The sequence below is a fragment of the Microbacterium sp. NPDC089695 genome, from assembly GCF_044749085.1.
Lineage (GTDB): Bacteria > Actinomycetota > Actinomycetes > Actinomycetales > Microbacteriaceae > Microbacterium.
Genome location: NZ_JBIVHG010000001.1, coordinates 1,747,448 through 1,760,943, shown reverse-complemented (window position 1 = coordinate 1,760,943; position 13,496 = coordinate 1,747,448). Strand labels below are relative to the sequence as shown.

14 protein-coding genes and 2 tRNA genes are annotated in these 13,496 nt (G+C 70.1%); 2 read left to right on the top strand and 14 right to left on the bottom strand.

Features of this window, described 5'->3' with window-relative positions; all coding sequences use genetic code 11:
* Window positions 1–56 precede the first annotated feature (56 nt).
* Window positions 57–647 (bottom strand): 6-phospho-3-hexuloisomerase, encoded by a 591-nt coding sequence (gene hxlB / locus ACIPYT_RS08565; RefSeq protein ID WP_401072575.1) that lies wholly within the window; start codon window positions 645–647, stop codon window positions 57–59.
* Window positions 648–747: 100 nt separating this feature from the next.
* Between hxlB and ACIPYT_RS08560 the strand changes: the two genes are divergently transcribed.
* A complete protein-coding gene (locus ACIPYT_RS08560) occupies window positions 748–1,536 on the top strand; it encodes a LuxR C-terminal-related transcriptional regulator (RefSeq protein ID WP_401072573.1) in 789 nt (262 codons plus the stop codon).
* Between the two features lie 12 nt (window positions 1,537–1,548).
* On the opposite strand, the gene ACIPYT_RS08555 is transcribed toward ACIPYT_RS08560, so the two are convergent.
* Window positions 1,549–1,734, bottom strand: coding sequence for a hypothetical protein (locus tag ACIPYT_RS08555; RefSeq protein ID WP_401072571.1), 186 nt, complete (start codon window positions 1,732–1,734; stop codon window positions 1,549–1,551).
* A gap of 93 nt (window positions 1,735–1,827) precedes the next feature.
* Window positions 1,828–2,619: an SDR family NAD(P)-dependent oxidoreductase gene (locus tag ACIPYT_RS08550; RefSeq protein WP_401072569.1), complete on the bottom strand. Its 792-nt coding sequence runs from the start codon at window positions 2,617–2,619 to the stop codon at window positions 1,828–1,830.
* A gap of 102 nt (window positions 2,620–2,721) precedes the next feature.
* Here ACIPYT_RS08550 and ACIPYT_RS08545 point away from each other — a divergent pair, with 102 nt between their 5' ends.
* Window positions 2,722–3,210, top strand: coding sequence for a MarR family winged helix-turn-helix transcriptional regulator (locus ACIPYT_RS08545; RefSeq protein WP_401072567.1), 489 nt, complete (start codon window positions 2,722–2,724; stop codon window positions 3,208–3,210).
* Window positions 3,211–3,222: 12 nt separating this feature from the next.
* Here the strand turns inward: ACIPYT_RS08545 and dinB are convergent, their stop codons facing one another.
* From dinB to ACIPYT_RS08490, 11 genes are all read right to left on the bottom strand, one after another.
* A complete protein-coding gene (dinB, locus tag ACIPYT_RS08540; protein WP_401072565.1) occupies window positions 3,223–4,422 on the bottom strand; it encodes a DNA polymerase IV in 1,200 nt (399 codons plus the stop codon).
* A 105-nt stretch (window positions 4,423–4,527) separates the two neighbouring features.
* Window positions 4,528–6,648, bottom strand: a complete 2,121-nt coding sequence (locus ACIPYT_RS08535; protein WP_401072563.1) for an endonuclease/exonuclease/phosphatase family protein — start codon at window positions 6,646–6,648, stop codon at window positions 4,528–4,530.
* A gap of 261 nt (window positions 6,649–6,909) precedes the next feature.
* Window positions 6,910–6,983, bottom strand: a tRNA-Met gene (locus ACIPYT_RS08530).
* A 33-nt stretch (window positions 6,984–7,016) separates the two neighbouring features.
* A tRNA-Thr gene (locus ACIPYT_RS08525) sits at window positions 7,017–7,088 on the bottom strand.
* Window positions 7,089–7,156: 68 nt separating this feature from the next.
* Window positions 7,157–8,410 (bottom strand): peptidoglycan DD-metalloendopeptidase family protein, encoded by a 1,254-nt coding sequence (locus ACIPYT_RS08520; RefSeq protein WP_401072561.1) that lies wholly within the window; start codon window positions 8,408–8,410, stop codon window positions 7,157–7,159.
* Between the two features lie 195 nt (window positions 8,411–8,605).
* Window positions 8,606–9,400, bottom strand: coding sequence for an inositol monophosphatase family protein (locus tag ACIPYT_RS08515; protein WP_401072559.1), 795 nt, complete (start codon window positions 9,398–9,400; stop codon window positions 8,606–8,608).
* Window positions 9,397–10,365, bottom strand: coding sequence for a hypothetical protein (locus ACIPYT_RS08510; protein ID WP_401072557.1), 969 nt, complete (start codon window positions 10,363–10,365; stop codon window positions 9,397–9,399). The genes ACIPYT_RS08515 and ACIPYT_RS08510 overlap by 4 nt, the downstream gene beginning before the upstream one ends.
* 126 nt (window positions 10,366–10,491) lie before the next feature.
* The gene (locus ACIPYT_RS08505; protein ID WP_401072555.1) at window positions 10,492–11,286 is read right to left on the bottom strand and encodes an enoyl-CoA hydratase/isomerase family protein; all 795 of its coding nucleotides are present in this window, start codon (window positions 11,284–11,286) and stop codon (window positions 10,492–10,494) included.
* A 46-nt stretch (window positions 11,287–11,332) separates the two neighbouring features.
* Window positions 11,333–11,824 (bottom strand): FBP domain-containing protein, encoded by a 492-nt coding sequence (locus ACIPYT_RS08500; protein ID WP_401072553.1) that lies wholly within the window; start codon window positions 11,822–11,824, stop codon window positions 11,333–11,335.
* A gap of 26 nt (window positions 11,825–11,850) precedes the next feature.
* Window positions 11,851–12,732, bottom strand: coding sequence for a bile acid:sodium symporter family protein (locus ACIPYT_RS08495; protein ID WP_401072551.1), 882 nt, complete (start codon window positions 12,730–12,732; stop codon window positions 11,851–11,853).
* Window positions 12,733–12,782: 50 nt separating this feature from the next.
* Window positions 12,783–13,490 carry a FadR/GntR family transcriptional regulator gene (locus ACIPYT_RS08490; RefSeq protein WP_401072549.1) on the bottom strand — a complete coding sequence of 236 codons (708 nt, stop codon included), beginning with the start codon at window positions 13,488–13,490 and terminating at the stop codon, window positions 12,783–12,785.
* Window positions 13,491–13,496 lie beyond the last annotated feature (6 nt).

Here is a 13,496-nt window from a genome sequence, read left to right as displayed (position 1 = left end):
GTTTTTCTCCTTCGGTGACACGCGTGGGCGGTCGCCCTCGCGTAGGCCTGACGACGTCATTCGAGATTCGCGTGCCTGGCCCACAGCTCGGCGGTCGTCTCGTGCGACCGCCGCTGGAGCGCATCGAACAACGCGTCTCCGATCGCGACGACGCCCTGTTCGAAGAGGCTCCCGGCGTACTGGGCTGAGACGGCATCCGAGCGATCGAGCTTCTGCGCCGCCGGGATCACGATCGTCACGGCGGCGAGGTCGGTGAGCGAAGAGCCCGCGACGGCGGTGGCGGCCACGACATCGGCTCCCGCGGTGACAGCGGCCCGCGCGATACGGACGACTCCTGCGGTCGTCCCGGAACCGGATGCCGTGAGCAGCACATCTCCCGATCGGATCGCGGGAGTCGTCGAATCACCCACGACGTGCACGATGAGTCCGAGATGCATGAGTCGCATCGCGACCATCCGGAGCGCGAGCCCGGAGCGGCCGGCGCCGTGGACGAAGACCCTCCGCGCCCGCACGAGTGTCTCGGCGGCGACGGTCATCGAGCGCGCGGAATCGTCGGTCGAGCCCACCATCCGTTCCAGCAGGTCGGCCAGTTCGCCCTTGATGAGTTCGATCGAACGGACGACGTCGAGTTCGGATTCCGCGTTCATGATCTCACCCTCGCCTGGCCCGCTGCTCCGCCGTCACCTACGATGGAGGAGTTCTACCTACCTGAACGTGTAGGCCTACCCGGACGAGGAGGAGGCGACGATGTCACCCCGTGATTCCCGCGCGATCGACGAGCACCTCGACGACCACGCCGTCACGCTCGAGTCGATCCTCGCGACACTCCGCTCCCCGCGACTCGACGACCACGCCTCGCGGACCACCGCGATCGAAATCGCGACCTCCGCGCTGATCCGCCTGCGGTCTGCGGCCGACGACCGCCAGCGTTCGCTGCTGGAACCCGTCACTCGCGCTTTCGAACGTCTCCAGGCCACGCTGCGACCGCTCATGCGCTACGGCGACCTCGACGTGCAGTTCGTCGAACCTCCCCGTACCGGCAGAGCGCTGCCGGGAGAGATCGCATTCGCCGCGCGTGCCATCGTCCGCAGCGCTGTGCTCGCCATCGTGGACCACGGTGAGGCGAAGCGTGTGCGCATCCAGTGGGATTGCGACGGCCTGAACCTGTTGATCCGGATCCGCGATGACGGCCGGGGACGAATGAGCGCTCGAGACGAAGCGCTCAGGCCCATCACCGAGCGGGTCGTCGCCCTGGACGGGCAGATCGAGGTCTCCTCGACGGACGGGTGGGGCTCGGAGATAGCCATCACGGTGCCGCTGGATCCGCCTGCCGCGCAGTTCGACGGGGATCTCCCGACCGAGATCACGGAGCGCGAGCGCGAGGTGTTGCAGCTTCTCGTCGGCGGCAACCGCAATCGCGACATCGCCCGCACGCTGTCGATCAGCGAGAACACGGCGAAGTTCCACGTGTCGAACCTGCTCCGCAAGACGGGGTGCAGCAGTCGCGCACAGCTCGTCGCCCGCACGCGCGGGTGACCGGCAGGGACCCTACGGCAGGTCGGAGAGATCGAAATCCGGATCGTCGGCATCCCCGTCCCCGTCGCCGCTGACCTGCTCTGGGCCCGGCGTGGCCTCGTCCGGGGCCGGGTCCGGGTCGTTGGTCACGAAGTCGGCGTCGACACCCGTGGCGTCGATCCCGGGGTCGCCGTTCTGGGACTGCTGAGGGTCTGACATGATCGCTCCCGTCGTCGATTTTCAGGAGCACCATCGTCGGTCCCTCTCGCGAGGGTGGCGATCCCCTTGACATCCCCGCGGCGGACGCTCGGATCACAGGATGCCGGTGAGCACTCCCCCGTCGGCGCGCACCGCGGCGCCGGTGGTCGCGGATGCCCGCGGGCTCGCGAGGTATGTCACGAGGTGGGCGATCTCGGAGGGTTCGAGGAAACGCTCGAGCAGCGTGGTCGTGTTCTGGCCGATGATCGCATCGCGCATCGCCTCGACGGACATCGACTGCGCCTCCGCCGCCGCAGCCACTCCCGCGGCCGCGCCTTCGGAGTACGTGGGGCCGCCCAGCACCGTGTTCACCGTGACGGCCGTGCCCCTGGTGAGCTTCGCGAGGCCGTTGGCGAGCGCGATCATCGCCGCCTTGGTCGTGCCGTAGTGCACCATGTCAGGCGGCACGTTGACCCCGGACTCGCTGCCGATGAACACGACGCGCCCCCACCCGCGGTCGAGCATCCCGGGAAGCGCGCGGCGCGAGAGACGCACCCCGCTCATGACGTTGACCTCGAAGTAGCGCATCCACTCGTCGTCGTCGATCTCGTCGAAAGCCGCGAGTCCGAACAGCCCGACGTTGTTCACCAGGATGTCGACGTCGTCGAGCGCGGCGGTCACCCGTTCGACTTCTTCTGCTCGCGCGAAGTCGGCGACGATTCCCGTGACCTCCGCACCGGGGTGTTCCGCCCGCAGCCCCGCGACCGCCACATCGACGCGGTCTGCTGTCCGACCGTTGAGGGTGACGCGCACCCCTTCGACAGCGAGCGCCGACGCGATCGCATAGCCGATCCCCTGGGTCGAACCGCTCACGAATGCCGACCTGCCGCGCAGTCCGAGGTCCATGTCCACTCCCGTCATCGACGCCTGACACGTCGAATTTCACTTGCCTGAGCACGTCACGGTAGTTGATTTAACTTGCTCAGGCAAGTCAGGTATGGTGAAGGGATGCCCGGCTCCACGTCCGACGGACTCTCGCCCGACGAGCTCGAGATCTGGGCCTCGGTCGCCTCGCTGCTCGAGCGCCTCCCCGCTGCGCTCGACGCACAGCTCCAACGCGACAGCGGCCTCACGCACTTCGAGCAGGGCATTCTGCAGGCCCTCGACCTCGCGCCGAACCGGACGCTGCGACTCAGCGTCATCGCCGCCTACGCGAGCTGCACCCTCTCGCGCCTCTCGCGCGCGATCACGCGCCTCGAGGGCAAGGGCTGGGTGCGGCGGGAGGTCGACCCCGACGACGGCCGGTACACGCGGGGAAGGCTCACGTCCGCCGGGCACGAGAAGGTCGCCGCATCGACCCCGGGCCATCAGGCGCTGGTCCGCGAGCTCGTGTTCGACACCCTCACCGCGGCGCAGGCGCGTCAGCTCGGAGCCCTCGCGCGCCGGGTCGCGACCGCTGTCGGCCCCGGCGAGCCGTGGAGTCCGCCGCGACCCTGACCCACAACGCCGTCACTCGTGCTCCGGGAGCACGGGCGTCGACCACCCGGGATCGCGCCCGAGCTGTGTGCCCCGCGACACCGACGCGGCGCCGAACCGCTCCCGCACGGCGTCCAGCACGGTGTCGAGCCGCTCGCCGCCCTCCTCATCGTCGAAAGCGAGCTCGGCGGGCGCGTCCGCGGCGCTGCTGAGCTGCGAGAGTGAGACGCCGATCAGGGTGATCCCGCGATCCGCGATCTCGACGAGCGCTCCGGCCAACAGACCTCGGGCGAGAGCGAGGAGCACGGACGTGCGACCGGTCGGCGTGCGCAACGATCGCGACCTCGTCGCCTTCGCGAAGTCGCCGAAGCGCAACCGGAGCACGACGGTGCGGCAGACCCGATCGCGGTCCCGCAGTCGCCGCGACAGCCCATCGACGATCTGCGTGAGCATGATGTCGAGCTCCTCGGGTGTGCGCGGTCTCGTGCCCAGCGCACGCTGCGAGCCGATCGAGCCGCGGCGGCGAGCGGTGTCGACGGCGCGCGGATCGCGCAATCGCGCCAGGGCGTGCAGGTGTGCCCCGGCCGCGCGCCCGAGCAGACGCTCGGCTGTCGCCGCTTCGAGCTCGGCCAGCTCGCCCACCCTGCGGATGCCGAGGCCGTGCAGCTTCTCGGCCGTCTTCGCACCGACGCCCCACAGCCGCTCGACGGGTAGCGGCAGCAGGAACGCCTGCTCCTGATCGGGCTCGACGACGAGCAGCCCGTCGGGCTTGCTCACCGCGCTCGCGACCTTGGCGAGGAACTTCGTGCGCGCGACGCCCACCGAGATCGCGAGGCCCACCTCGGTGCGCACCCGCTCGCGCAGGCGCACCGCGATCTGCTCCGGCGTCCCGGCGATGCGTCGGAGCCCGCCGACCTCGAGGAATGCCTCATCGATCGAGATGCCCTCGACCAACGGCGTGGTGTCGCGGAAGATCGCGAACACATCGGTGCTCGCCCGCGCGTAGACATCCATGCGCGGCGACACGACCACGGCGTCGGGGCAGAGTGCGCGGGCCTGCCGCCCACCCATCGCGGTGCGCACGCCCCGGGCCTTCGCCTCGTAACTCGCGGCCAGCACGACGCCGCCGCCGACGATGACCGGACGACCTCGCAGCCCGGGGGCATCGCGCTGCTCGACCGAGGCGTAGAACGCATCGAGATCAGCATGCAGCACGGAGGCCTCGTCGCGCATGGCGCCTCCCGTCCGAGATCCGATCAGAGACGAATCGTCGCACGCACCACGGACATGCGCGTGGCCGCCCCGAGACGATCGGGGCGGCCACGCGGGTGGAGGCGGTTATCGCTGCTGCACGCGTCGGCGGAGCACCAGCATCCCTCCGACGAGAAGCGCCGCCAGCGCCGCCCACAGTGCGGCGCCGAACAGCGCTCCGCCGGTCTGCGCCAGTTCGTCGGCCGTCGCACCGCCCTGGGCGGCCGCCACGGTCACCGGCGTGCGCAGCTGCGTGCCGTCGGGGAAGATCACGACGAGGGTATGGGCTCCGGCCGGGATCGACGCGGGGATCGTGACGGTCTTCGCGAAGTCACCGGACGCCGAGGCCGTCGCCGACCCGAGCGACACGGGCGTGGAGTGCAATTCGAGACGCAGCACCGCTCCGGCGTCGAAGCCGCTGCCGCTGATCTCGAGAGTCCCACCCGCCGTCACCTTCTGCGTCCCGAGCGTCACGGTCGGCTTCTCGGCACCGGGCTCCTCGCCCTCCTCCGTCACCGTCACCGACGCGCTCGTCGCCTCAGCAGGGGCGTAGCCGTCGAGCGAGCCGATGACCCGCACCGACAACTGACGACCGGTCGCGTCCGGCGCGATCGCGAACGCCGCCGAGGTCGCGCCCTCCACGGGCTCTCCGTCGAGCATCCACTGGAACGCGAACGCGGTGCCGGCCGTCCACGCGCCCGGGTCGGCGGTGACCGTCGCGCCGACCTTCGCCGTACCCGTCACGGTCGGGGTGCCGACCACGAGCTCACCCGGTTCGGCGGCAGCCTGGCAGGCCTCGCCGCACACGACGAACTGGGACTGCAGCCCCTTGTGATCGCTGGTCCATCGCGTCTGCGGGGTGAAGATCTCCTCGTCCGACACCGGGAGCGCGCGGGCGCCTCGCACGATGTCGCCGACCGGTCCGACGAGGCGCGTGCTCGTGAGGGTCAGCCGCTCGTCCGGCGCGAAGAAGAGATAGTCGATGCGATCGCGCTCGTCGGCTTCAGGCGCCCAGGCGAGCTGCGACACGTCGACGCCGGGGGTGTCGGCGGGCCACGTGAAGCCGGGGTGCGTCACCGGGTCGGGGTACATCGCCCGGTAGGCGTCGACGAGGCCGCCGTCGCGGAGGACGGCGGTGGTCTGCCATGGCGCCACGACGCCGTTGTGGTCGTAGAGGTCGGCCGTGCTGTCGGTCCAGTCGAGGGCGGACGGCTCGTTCATGTCGGCGCCCATCATCGTGATGCGTCCGGCCTCGCGCTCGGCGGCCATATCGGCGGTCAATGCGGCGGCGGCGGCCGGGCGCCCCGAGGCGTCGTTGGCCGCGAGGATCCGCTCCACATCGGTCACCGGGGCGCTGAGCTTGTTCCAGCCCCGCCACTCGGTCGGGAACCCGGGGGCGAGCACGTCACCCGCATAGCCACGGGGCAGGTACGTCGCGTAATAGCGGTACTCGAGGTGTCCGCCGTAGGCGGCGATCTGCGTGTCGCCGACCTGCACGATGGCCTTCATCCAGCCGCCCTGCGTGCCCGGCACGGTGACGACACCGGCATCCACGATCGGGTAGCGCGAGATGACCGCGGCGCTGCCGCCGGTGGAGTGCACGTCGAAACCGAGGTCGCGGGCGATCGCCACGGCACCGTTCTGCGCCTCCTGCACGAAGATCAGGTCGGCGCCGATCTCGTCGAGCATGACGGCGTCCGTCGACTTGCCCCACAGGTTGAGCTGCATGACCGAGAGGTTGATGGGCTTGGTGGGGTCGACCTCCGGGCCCTCGTAGGGCTCGTCGGCGATCGTGAAGGTGGCCGGTGCGCTCACGCGTGTGTACCCGTCGTTGTAGAGGTACTCGACACGATAGCTCCCCGCAGGAAGGTCGTTGCCCGCGCGGTCCTTCGTCGGGAGGGTGAGCGACCCGGAGGCGCCCGGCGCGTACGCCCAGGCCATGCCGCAGGCGTCGCACGGCTCCGGCTTCGACGTCGGGTAGATGGCGACCCAGTTCTTCGCGGTCGGGCGGTCGGTGGCGAAGTCGACCGTGAGCGCATCGCCGGCGGCGACCTCGGTGCTCGCGAGCGTGATCTGGGAGGCCTCGGCGGCGGATGCCGGTGCCGCGAGCATCAGCGGCGATGCGATGAGCGCTCCGGCGGCGATCACCGCGGCGAGCAGCGGGATGCGACGGCGGCGGTGCGTCCCGGGGGCGGGTGACGAGGGCATGTCTGCGTTCCTTCCTGAGCGTCCCGACGCACCCGTGGGATGACGTCGGAAGAAGGCTGGATCCGCCCTCTCGACGCGACAGAACCGCCGCGAGGTGACATCCGGGTGAACGCGACCGGACCGATCGGGGGCGACGAGGCGAACCGGCCCGAATCGAGGAGCCCGCTTCGCACACCTGTTCAGAAGGCGAGGTTCGGTGCGCGTGCCGCTCGCACTCCCCCGGATGCAGAAAAGCCCCGGATCATCCGGGGCTTCGTCCTGTAGCAGGAGCGGGGCTTGAACCCGCGACCTCACGATTATGAGTCGTGCGCTCTCACCAACTGAGCTACCCTGCCGCACTGCCTCCGCGGTGTTCTGCGGATGTTGCGAGCCCCGAGTCAGGATTGAACTGACGACCCCTTCCTTACCATGGAAGTGCTCTGCCACTGAGCTATCGGGGCGTGCTGCCCCTCGCGGGGCAACCACACGAGAATACCATCACGATGGCGTCCTCATGAAATCGAGAGGGTCAGTACGAGTACCGACCGGCGTTCTCCCGCAGCCACGGGAGCGGATCGATGGTCGACCCGTTGATGATGAGTTCGAAGTGCAGGTGCGCGCCGTAGGAGCGGCCCGTGTTGCCGGTGTGACCGACGACGTCGCCGACCTTGACCGTCTGCCCGGCCTTGACCTGAAGCGAGCCGTACTGCATGTGCGAGTAGTGGCTCGTGATGACCTGTCCGTCGATCACGTGGTCGATGTACACGGTCACGCCGTAGGCGGCGCCCTGCTCGGTCGCGATGCGCACGACACCATCGGCGATCGCCTGGATCGGAGCGCCCTCGCCCGGGACGAAGTCGATACCCTCGTGCAGACGGCCCCAGCGCATGCCGTATCCGGAGCTCATGCCCACGCCGACCTTGAACGGCCACTGGATCGCCGCGTCGGGGTCGTTGGTGAAGACCTCGTTGGAGTAGTTGATGCCCTCTTCCGACGCCACCTCGACGAGGGACATGGTCGAGAAGCTGTCGGAGCGCGCGAGCGACTCGTTCTGCACGTCGGACGACGTCACGAAGGCCTGGATCTCGTCGTCGTCGGCTGCGACCGCGTCGGAGGCGACGAGCGATGTCGCAGCGAGCGGCGTCGCACCCTGCACCGCGGCCACGGCCTCGGCGGGAAGCGTCATGCCGACGGCGAGCAGACCGGCGAGCCCCATCACACCGACGGTCGCACCGGCCGCGAAGAACTTGCGTGCCGACGGACGACGGCGAGCGACATGGATGCCGGGCACGGCATCTGCGGCCTCGGAACCCTCGTCTGCGGCCGACTCCTCGTCTGCGGCCGAAGCCTCGTCCGCCGTGGAGCTGGTCTGCGTCGGAGCGGTCTGCGGCGCGACGGTGCGGAATGCCCGCGATGCCGTCTCGAAGGCGTCGGCGTTCGCCGCCACCTCGGGAGCGGGCTCGGAGATGGTCTCGGGCTCGGGAAGCGCGGCGGGCTCAGCGGGCTCGGAGACCGCGACGGTCTCGACCTCGGGTTCGGCGGCCGCAGGAGCCTCGGACTCGGTGACCGCGGCGGCCTCGGCGGTGGCCGGGCTCCCGGGTGCCGATTCGCCCTCTGCAGCCGGCGCGGAATCCGTCGCGGCGGTGGCGGCGGCGACCGCTGTCGCGGCGACGAACACCTCAGCGGTGTTGAGTCGCTGGCGGGCGGCGCGGCGCGACAGCGGGGCTGCGGAGACGGGGGTCGTGTCTTCGGAGTCGGCTGCCGTCGCCTCGACCGCGGGCACCTCTACAGGCGCAGTGCGGAGTCGGCTGGACCGGCGCGTGGGCGCAGAGGCAGCCTGGGGGTTCTCGAAGGGCAAAGCGAATTCTCTCGGGTCAGACGTCACGCCGCAGGGCGTTGAGGACTTCATCGTTCGGGCCGATGAAAGTAACGATCGGATAAACACTAACCCCTGGAGGCTGGGAAAGCCATGAATCGCTCACGTTTCTTCCCCCACGATAGCCCGAAGTCGGTCGTGAACCCGGATGCCACCCGCGATGAGCATGGGTCTCGTCGATTCGGTGTCGAGGATCGTGACCCGACCGCCGGCCTCCGAGACGAGCAGTGCGCCCGCTGCGAGGTCCCACGGCTTGAGTCCGCGCTCGAAGTACCCGTCGAGCCGCCCTGCGGCGACGAATGCCAGGTCGAGCGCCGCGGAGCCCGCTCGCCGCAGATCGCGGGCGATGGTCATCGCACGTCGTACCGTCGCGAGGTCGCCGTCGTGCGTGGCCGGGTCGTAGCCGAAACCGGTCGCGAGGAGTGCACCCGCCGGCGTCTCGGACGTGACCGACAGTCGCATACCCGCGAGATGCGCACCCTCGCCCTTCGCCGCATGGAACAGTTCGTCGGTGGCGGGCGCGTACACGGCTCCCGCGAGCGCCTCCCACTCCGCCGGCGCCGTGCTGCCGCGCACGGCGGCGATGCTGACCGCATATGAGGGGATGCCGTATGCGTAGTTCACCGTGCCGTCGATCGGGTCGACGACCCAGGTGATCCCCGTCGCCCCGGCGTCCGGAGCCGACTCCTCGCCGAGGAACCCGTCGCCCGGACGCGCGGCTCGCAGACGGTCGCGGATGAGGCCCTCGACCTCGCGGTCGGCCTCGGTGACGATGTCGGCCAGCGATGACTTCGTGGCAGCGAGATGGACTCCCTCTGCGCGACGCCGTCGTGCGAGCTCGCCAGCCTCCCGCGCGACCTCGCCGGCGAGGTCGCGCAATTCGATGACGCCGCTCACTGCGGAGGCAGCGGCGGAGCCGGCGGGTAGGCGGCAGGGCCGTCGGGGGCCGGCGGCACGGGTGGCATCTGCGCAGCCGGCGCGGGTGGGGCCGGCGGCGGAGGCGATGTCGGGACCGCCGCCTGCGGAGCGACCGGCACCGGGAACGGCTGCGGCGCTGCCACCGCGAACTGCGGCTGTGCGGGCGGAAGCGCCGAGGGCTGCCCCGTGTAGTACGCGTTCCAGTCGGGCGATCCGTCGGGCAGCGCGGGAAGCGGGGTGACCCCATCGGCGTAGGTGGGCCACGCGGGCGCCTGCGCGATGCCGTGCGAGCGCACGGCGGGCTTCTTGGGCGCGAACAGGGCGTTGAGCAGCGGGATCAGCGTCGTCCCCACGGCGGCCAAGATCGTCAGAGCCACGACGATCCGCCAGTACAGTTCGCGGTACTCGAATGTGTGCGGGAAGGTGAGGAAGAACACCAGCATCCCGACGAGGCCGGCGAGGAACACCAGGGTCAAGACGTAGATGACCCGCGTGAACGAGGTGCGGTGGCGCTCGGCCGCCGGGGTGAACAGGCGCACATGCAGGAGCGCGAGCTGCAGGATGCCGATCACCAGCAGCAGCTGGAAGAACCGCTCGGCCCCGGCGAAGTACCCGTCGTCCTCCGGCAGCCAGATCTTCACCGCGCCGACCAGGAGAGCGACGATCCACGTCACCATGCTCGATAGCGCCAGCCAGTCGGGGCGGTTGGGTGCGAGTCCCGCCTCGAGGATCGCGATGCCCGCGAACGCGGCGAGCAGCAGGATCGTGAGGAACGCTCGTCCGATCAGACCGTCCTGGTCACCGATCAGCACCCACACGACACAGACGAGAGCGGCAGCGATGAGAGCGCCGATCGCGATCCAGATCGCCCCTCGGATGAGGAGGGACATGTTCTTCTTCTCGGCCAGCTGCTGCGGCTGCTGGGCGACCTCCGGCTGGGACATCGCGTTCCTCTCGTTGAGCGGCATTGCGTTCATCCTTGCACGGAGGTCACCGGAACCGTCGTGACCGGCCGCGATCCGTCATCCGTCGTGGACAGCGCGCCCTCGACGGACGATGTGCAGCTGGAGTCAGCGGGCACCACGACTCGACGATGCGAAGGCCGCGATGCGCGCCTGCGCGTCCTTCGTGGCCATCGCCGCTCCGATCGACCGCGCCTCCTCGCTCAGCTGCTCCGCGAAGGTGCGCTCCGGCTGCGAGCGCACGAGCCGCTTGGCCTGCCCGTACGCCGCGGCGGCACCGGCGAGCCAGAAGCGCGCGACCTCCTCGGCGCGCGCCCGCACGAGCGACGCCTCCGCCGCGGCATCCTCCCCCGCGACGGCCTCGGCCGCCAGCCCCCAATCGACGGCCTCCTCGGCCGTGAGCAGGCGGTCTTGCAGGACGAGCTGCAGCGCACGGCGCTGACCCACGGCTCGCGCGAGCTGCGCCGAGACCGACAGATCCGGCGTGAGGCCGATGTTCGCATAGAGGCTGCCGAGCTTCGAGCGGGCGCCGACCACGGCGTAGTCGCTGCTCAAGAGGATGCCGAGCCCTCCTCCGGCCGTGGTACCGTGCGCCGCCGCGACCACCGGCAGCGACGACTCCGTGAGGGCGCGGATGCCGGTGTTGATGACCTCGGCGAGCGCGGCGATGTCGCTCTCGGACCCGCCGGTCGTCGCCATCTCGATCACGTCTCCACCTGCGCAGAACGCCGGCCCTGCGGCGTCGATCAGCACGGCCCCGACGTCATCTCTGCTCGTCGCCTCGATCGTCGCATCACGCCACGCGTGGGCGAGCTCCGCGTTGAAGGCGTTCAGTCTCGCCGGTCGGTTGAGTGTGAGCCTCGCGAGCCCCTCGTCGACGGTGAACAGGATGACATCGCTCATGGCTTCTCCTTCGAGCACAGGACGTATGCCCCCAGGCTAATCGCGATCAGGCCGTCGCCCACACGCGCGCGGCGAACGCCTCCATGCGTCGCCGCGTGCCGTCGAGGCGGTGGTCGACCTGCCCGGCGGCACGGACCTCGTTCGGCGCGAGCGGATGCGCGAGCCGCACGTTCTCATGGCAGGAGAGGTCGGCGCAGATGTACGTTCCGACCGAGTCGCCGCGCGCGCCGGCATCCCCCGCGCGGCGTGCCGAGAACAGGGACACCTGGTTGCCCGGCTGCATGGTGTGGCAGATGTTGCACATGCCGGAGCGCGCGCGACCGGGGTCTGTGGAGCGCAGCACGATGCCGCTGATGCCGTCGTCGCGCTGCGTGAGCACGTATCCCCGGCGCCCCGCGCTCGGGTCCCTCCAGGCGAAGAAGTCGAGGTAGTCCCAGTCGATCAGCACGAAGTCGTGCGGCATCTCCATGACCCGCAGCTCGTCGGCATCCGCGTTGACGAAGGACGCACGGACCTCTGCCTCGGTGAGTGCTCGCATCCGCCCAGTCTAGGCAGGTCGATTCCTCATGCGGACGACGCGCTCGCCTCCGACGATCCCGCCCTCTCGCGGATCAGGAAGCCGAACCCGAAGGCGATGAAGAACATGAGCACGCCGTAGACCGCGGCCGGCAGGCTCAGCTCGACGGATCCGAGCACGGACTGCGCGATCACGATCGCGAGCGTGGCGTTGTGGATGCCGATCTCGAAGGAGGACGCGATCGCCTGGCGGCGTCCCACCCGGAGCAGCCGCGGCACGAAGAACCCGATCGCCAGACTGACCAGGCAGAAGAGCACTGTGATCAGGGCGAGCCGCGCGACGTTGTCGACCAGCAGCTCCCAGTTCGAGGCCACGGCGCCGGCGATCACGACGACGAGGATCACGATGGATGCGATGCGCACGGGCTTGTCCATGCCTGCGGCGAACCGCGGCCAGAGCCGTCGGATGAGCATGCCGAGAGCGACCGGAAGCAGCACGATCGCGAAGACCTCGAGCGCCTTCGACCATTGCAGACCGAGTTGGTCGTCGAAGGGCTCGAAGTAGGCGATCGCGAGGTTCGTGATGACGGGGAGCGTGATCACCGCGATCACCGAGTTCACGGCCGTGAGGGAGATGTTGAGGGCGATGTCGCCGCGGAACAAGTGGCTGTAGAGGTTGGCCGTGGTCCCGCCCGGCGAGGCCGCGAGCATCATCATGCCGACCGCGAGCACGGGCGGCAGCTGGAAGAGGAGCACGAGGCCGAAGCAGACGGCCGGCAGCAGCACGAGCTGGCACAGCAGGGCGACGATCACCGCCTTCGGCTGCTTCAGCACCCGGGCGAAGTCGGCGAGAGTGAGGCTGAGCCCGAGGCCCAGCATGATGATGCCCAGTGCGACGGGCAGTCCGATGGTGGTCAACGCTGATCCCATGGCACTCAGTGTGGCGGATGCGGGGCCTCGGTGTCACGCATCCGCGATGCTCAGTCTGCGGCGCGCTGCATCGCCTCGTCGGCCTCGGAGACGATGTCGCGCATCGCGGCGGCGGCCGCATCCGCGTCGCCGCTCGCGACCGCGAACGCGACGTCGCGATGCCACTGCACGGCGCTCTGGTTCGCCACGTGCGGCATGAGGTCATGCAGCGTGCGCCCGCGCAGGACGGCCTCGACGGTGTCACCGAGCGCTGCGAGCATGGAGTTGCCCGATGCCTCGAGGAGGAGGCGGTGCAGGCGGACGTCGGCCGCGAGGTAGCGCTCATGATCGGCCTCGTGGTCCTCCTGCCCCATCTCGACGACGAGGGCGACGAGATCGACCTTCTGCTCGGCGGTCGCGTTCTCCGCCGCAAGGCGCGCGGCCAACGGCTCGATCGCCGACCGCAGCTGGCTGAGCTCGCGGAGCTGTTCGTCGCGGCCCGGGCCGTCGAGTCGCCAGGCGATCACCTCGGGGGCGTACACGCTCCAGTCGGCGCGGGGCCGCACCTCGACCCCGGACTTGCGGCGCACCCACACGAGCCCGAACGACTCCAGCACCCGCACGGCCTCGCGCGCGGCGGAGCGCGAGACGCCACGCTGCTCCGCGATCTCGACCGTGAGCATCCGCGACCCCGGTGCGTGAACGCCGTGCACGATCGCACGACCGAGCTCGTCCACGAGGGAATCGTGGAGCGGGCTGCCGTTCCGGGGCGCGGTCATATCTCG

What these genes read in the sequence shown, in the direction of transcription:
- hxlB (WP_401072575.1), bottom strand. Translation starts at nt 647, where the DNA reads ATGAACGCGGAATCCGAACTCGACGTCGTCCGTTCGATCGAACTCATC.
- ACIPYT_RS08560 (WP_401072573.1), top strand. Translation starts at nt 748, where the DNA reads ATGTCACCCCGTGATTCCCGCGCGATCGACGAGCACCTCGACGACCAC.
- ACIPYT_RS08555 (WP_401072571.1), bottom strand. Translation starts at nt 1,734, where the DNA reads ATGTCAGACCCTCAGCAGTCCCAGAACGGCGACCCCGGGATCGACGCC.
- ACIPYT_RS08550 (WP_401072569.1), bottom strand. Translation starts at nt 2,619, where the DNA reads ATGGACCTCGGACTGCGCGGCAGGTCGGCATTCGTGAGCGGTTCGACC.
- ACIPYT_RS08545 (WP_401072567.1), top strand. Translation starts at nt 2,722, where the DNA reads ATGCCCGGCTCCACGTCCGACGGACTCTCGCCCGACGAGCTCGAGATC.
- dinB (WP_401072565.1), bottom strand. Translation starts at nt 4,422, where the DNA reads ATGCGCGACGAGGCCTCCGTGCTGCATGCTGATCTCGATGCGTTCTAC.
- ACIPYT_RS08535 (WP_401072563.1), bottom strand. Translation starts at nt 6,648, where the DNA reads ATGCCCTCGTCACCCGCCCCCGGGACGCACCGCCGCCGTCGCATCCCG.
- ACIPYT_RS08510 (WP_401072557.1), bottom strand. Translation starts at nt 10,365, where the DNA reads ATGTCCCAGCCGGAGGTCGCCCAGCAGCCGCAGCAGCTGGCCGAGAAG.
- ACIPYT_RS08505 (WP_401072555.1), bottom strand. Translation starts at nt 11,286, where the DNA reads ATGAGCGATGTCATCCTGTTCACCGTCGACGAGGGGCTCGCGAGGCTC.
- ACIPYT_RS08500 (WP_401072553.1), bottom strand. Translation starts at nt 11,824, where the DNA reads ATGCGAGCACTCACCGAGGCAGAGGTCCGTGCGTCCTTCGTCAACGCG.
- ACIPYT_RS08495 (WP_401072551.1), bottom strand. Translation starts at nt 12,732, where the DNA reads ATGGGATCAGCGTTGACCACCATCGGACTGCCCGTCGCACTGGGCATC.
- ACIPYT_RS08490 (WP_401072549.1), bottom strand. Translation starts at nt 13,490, where the DNA reads ATGACCGCGCCCCGGAACGGCAGCCCGCTCCACGATTCCCTCGTGGAC.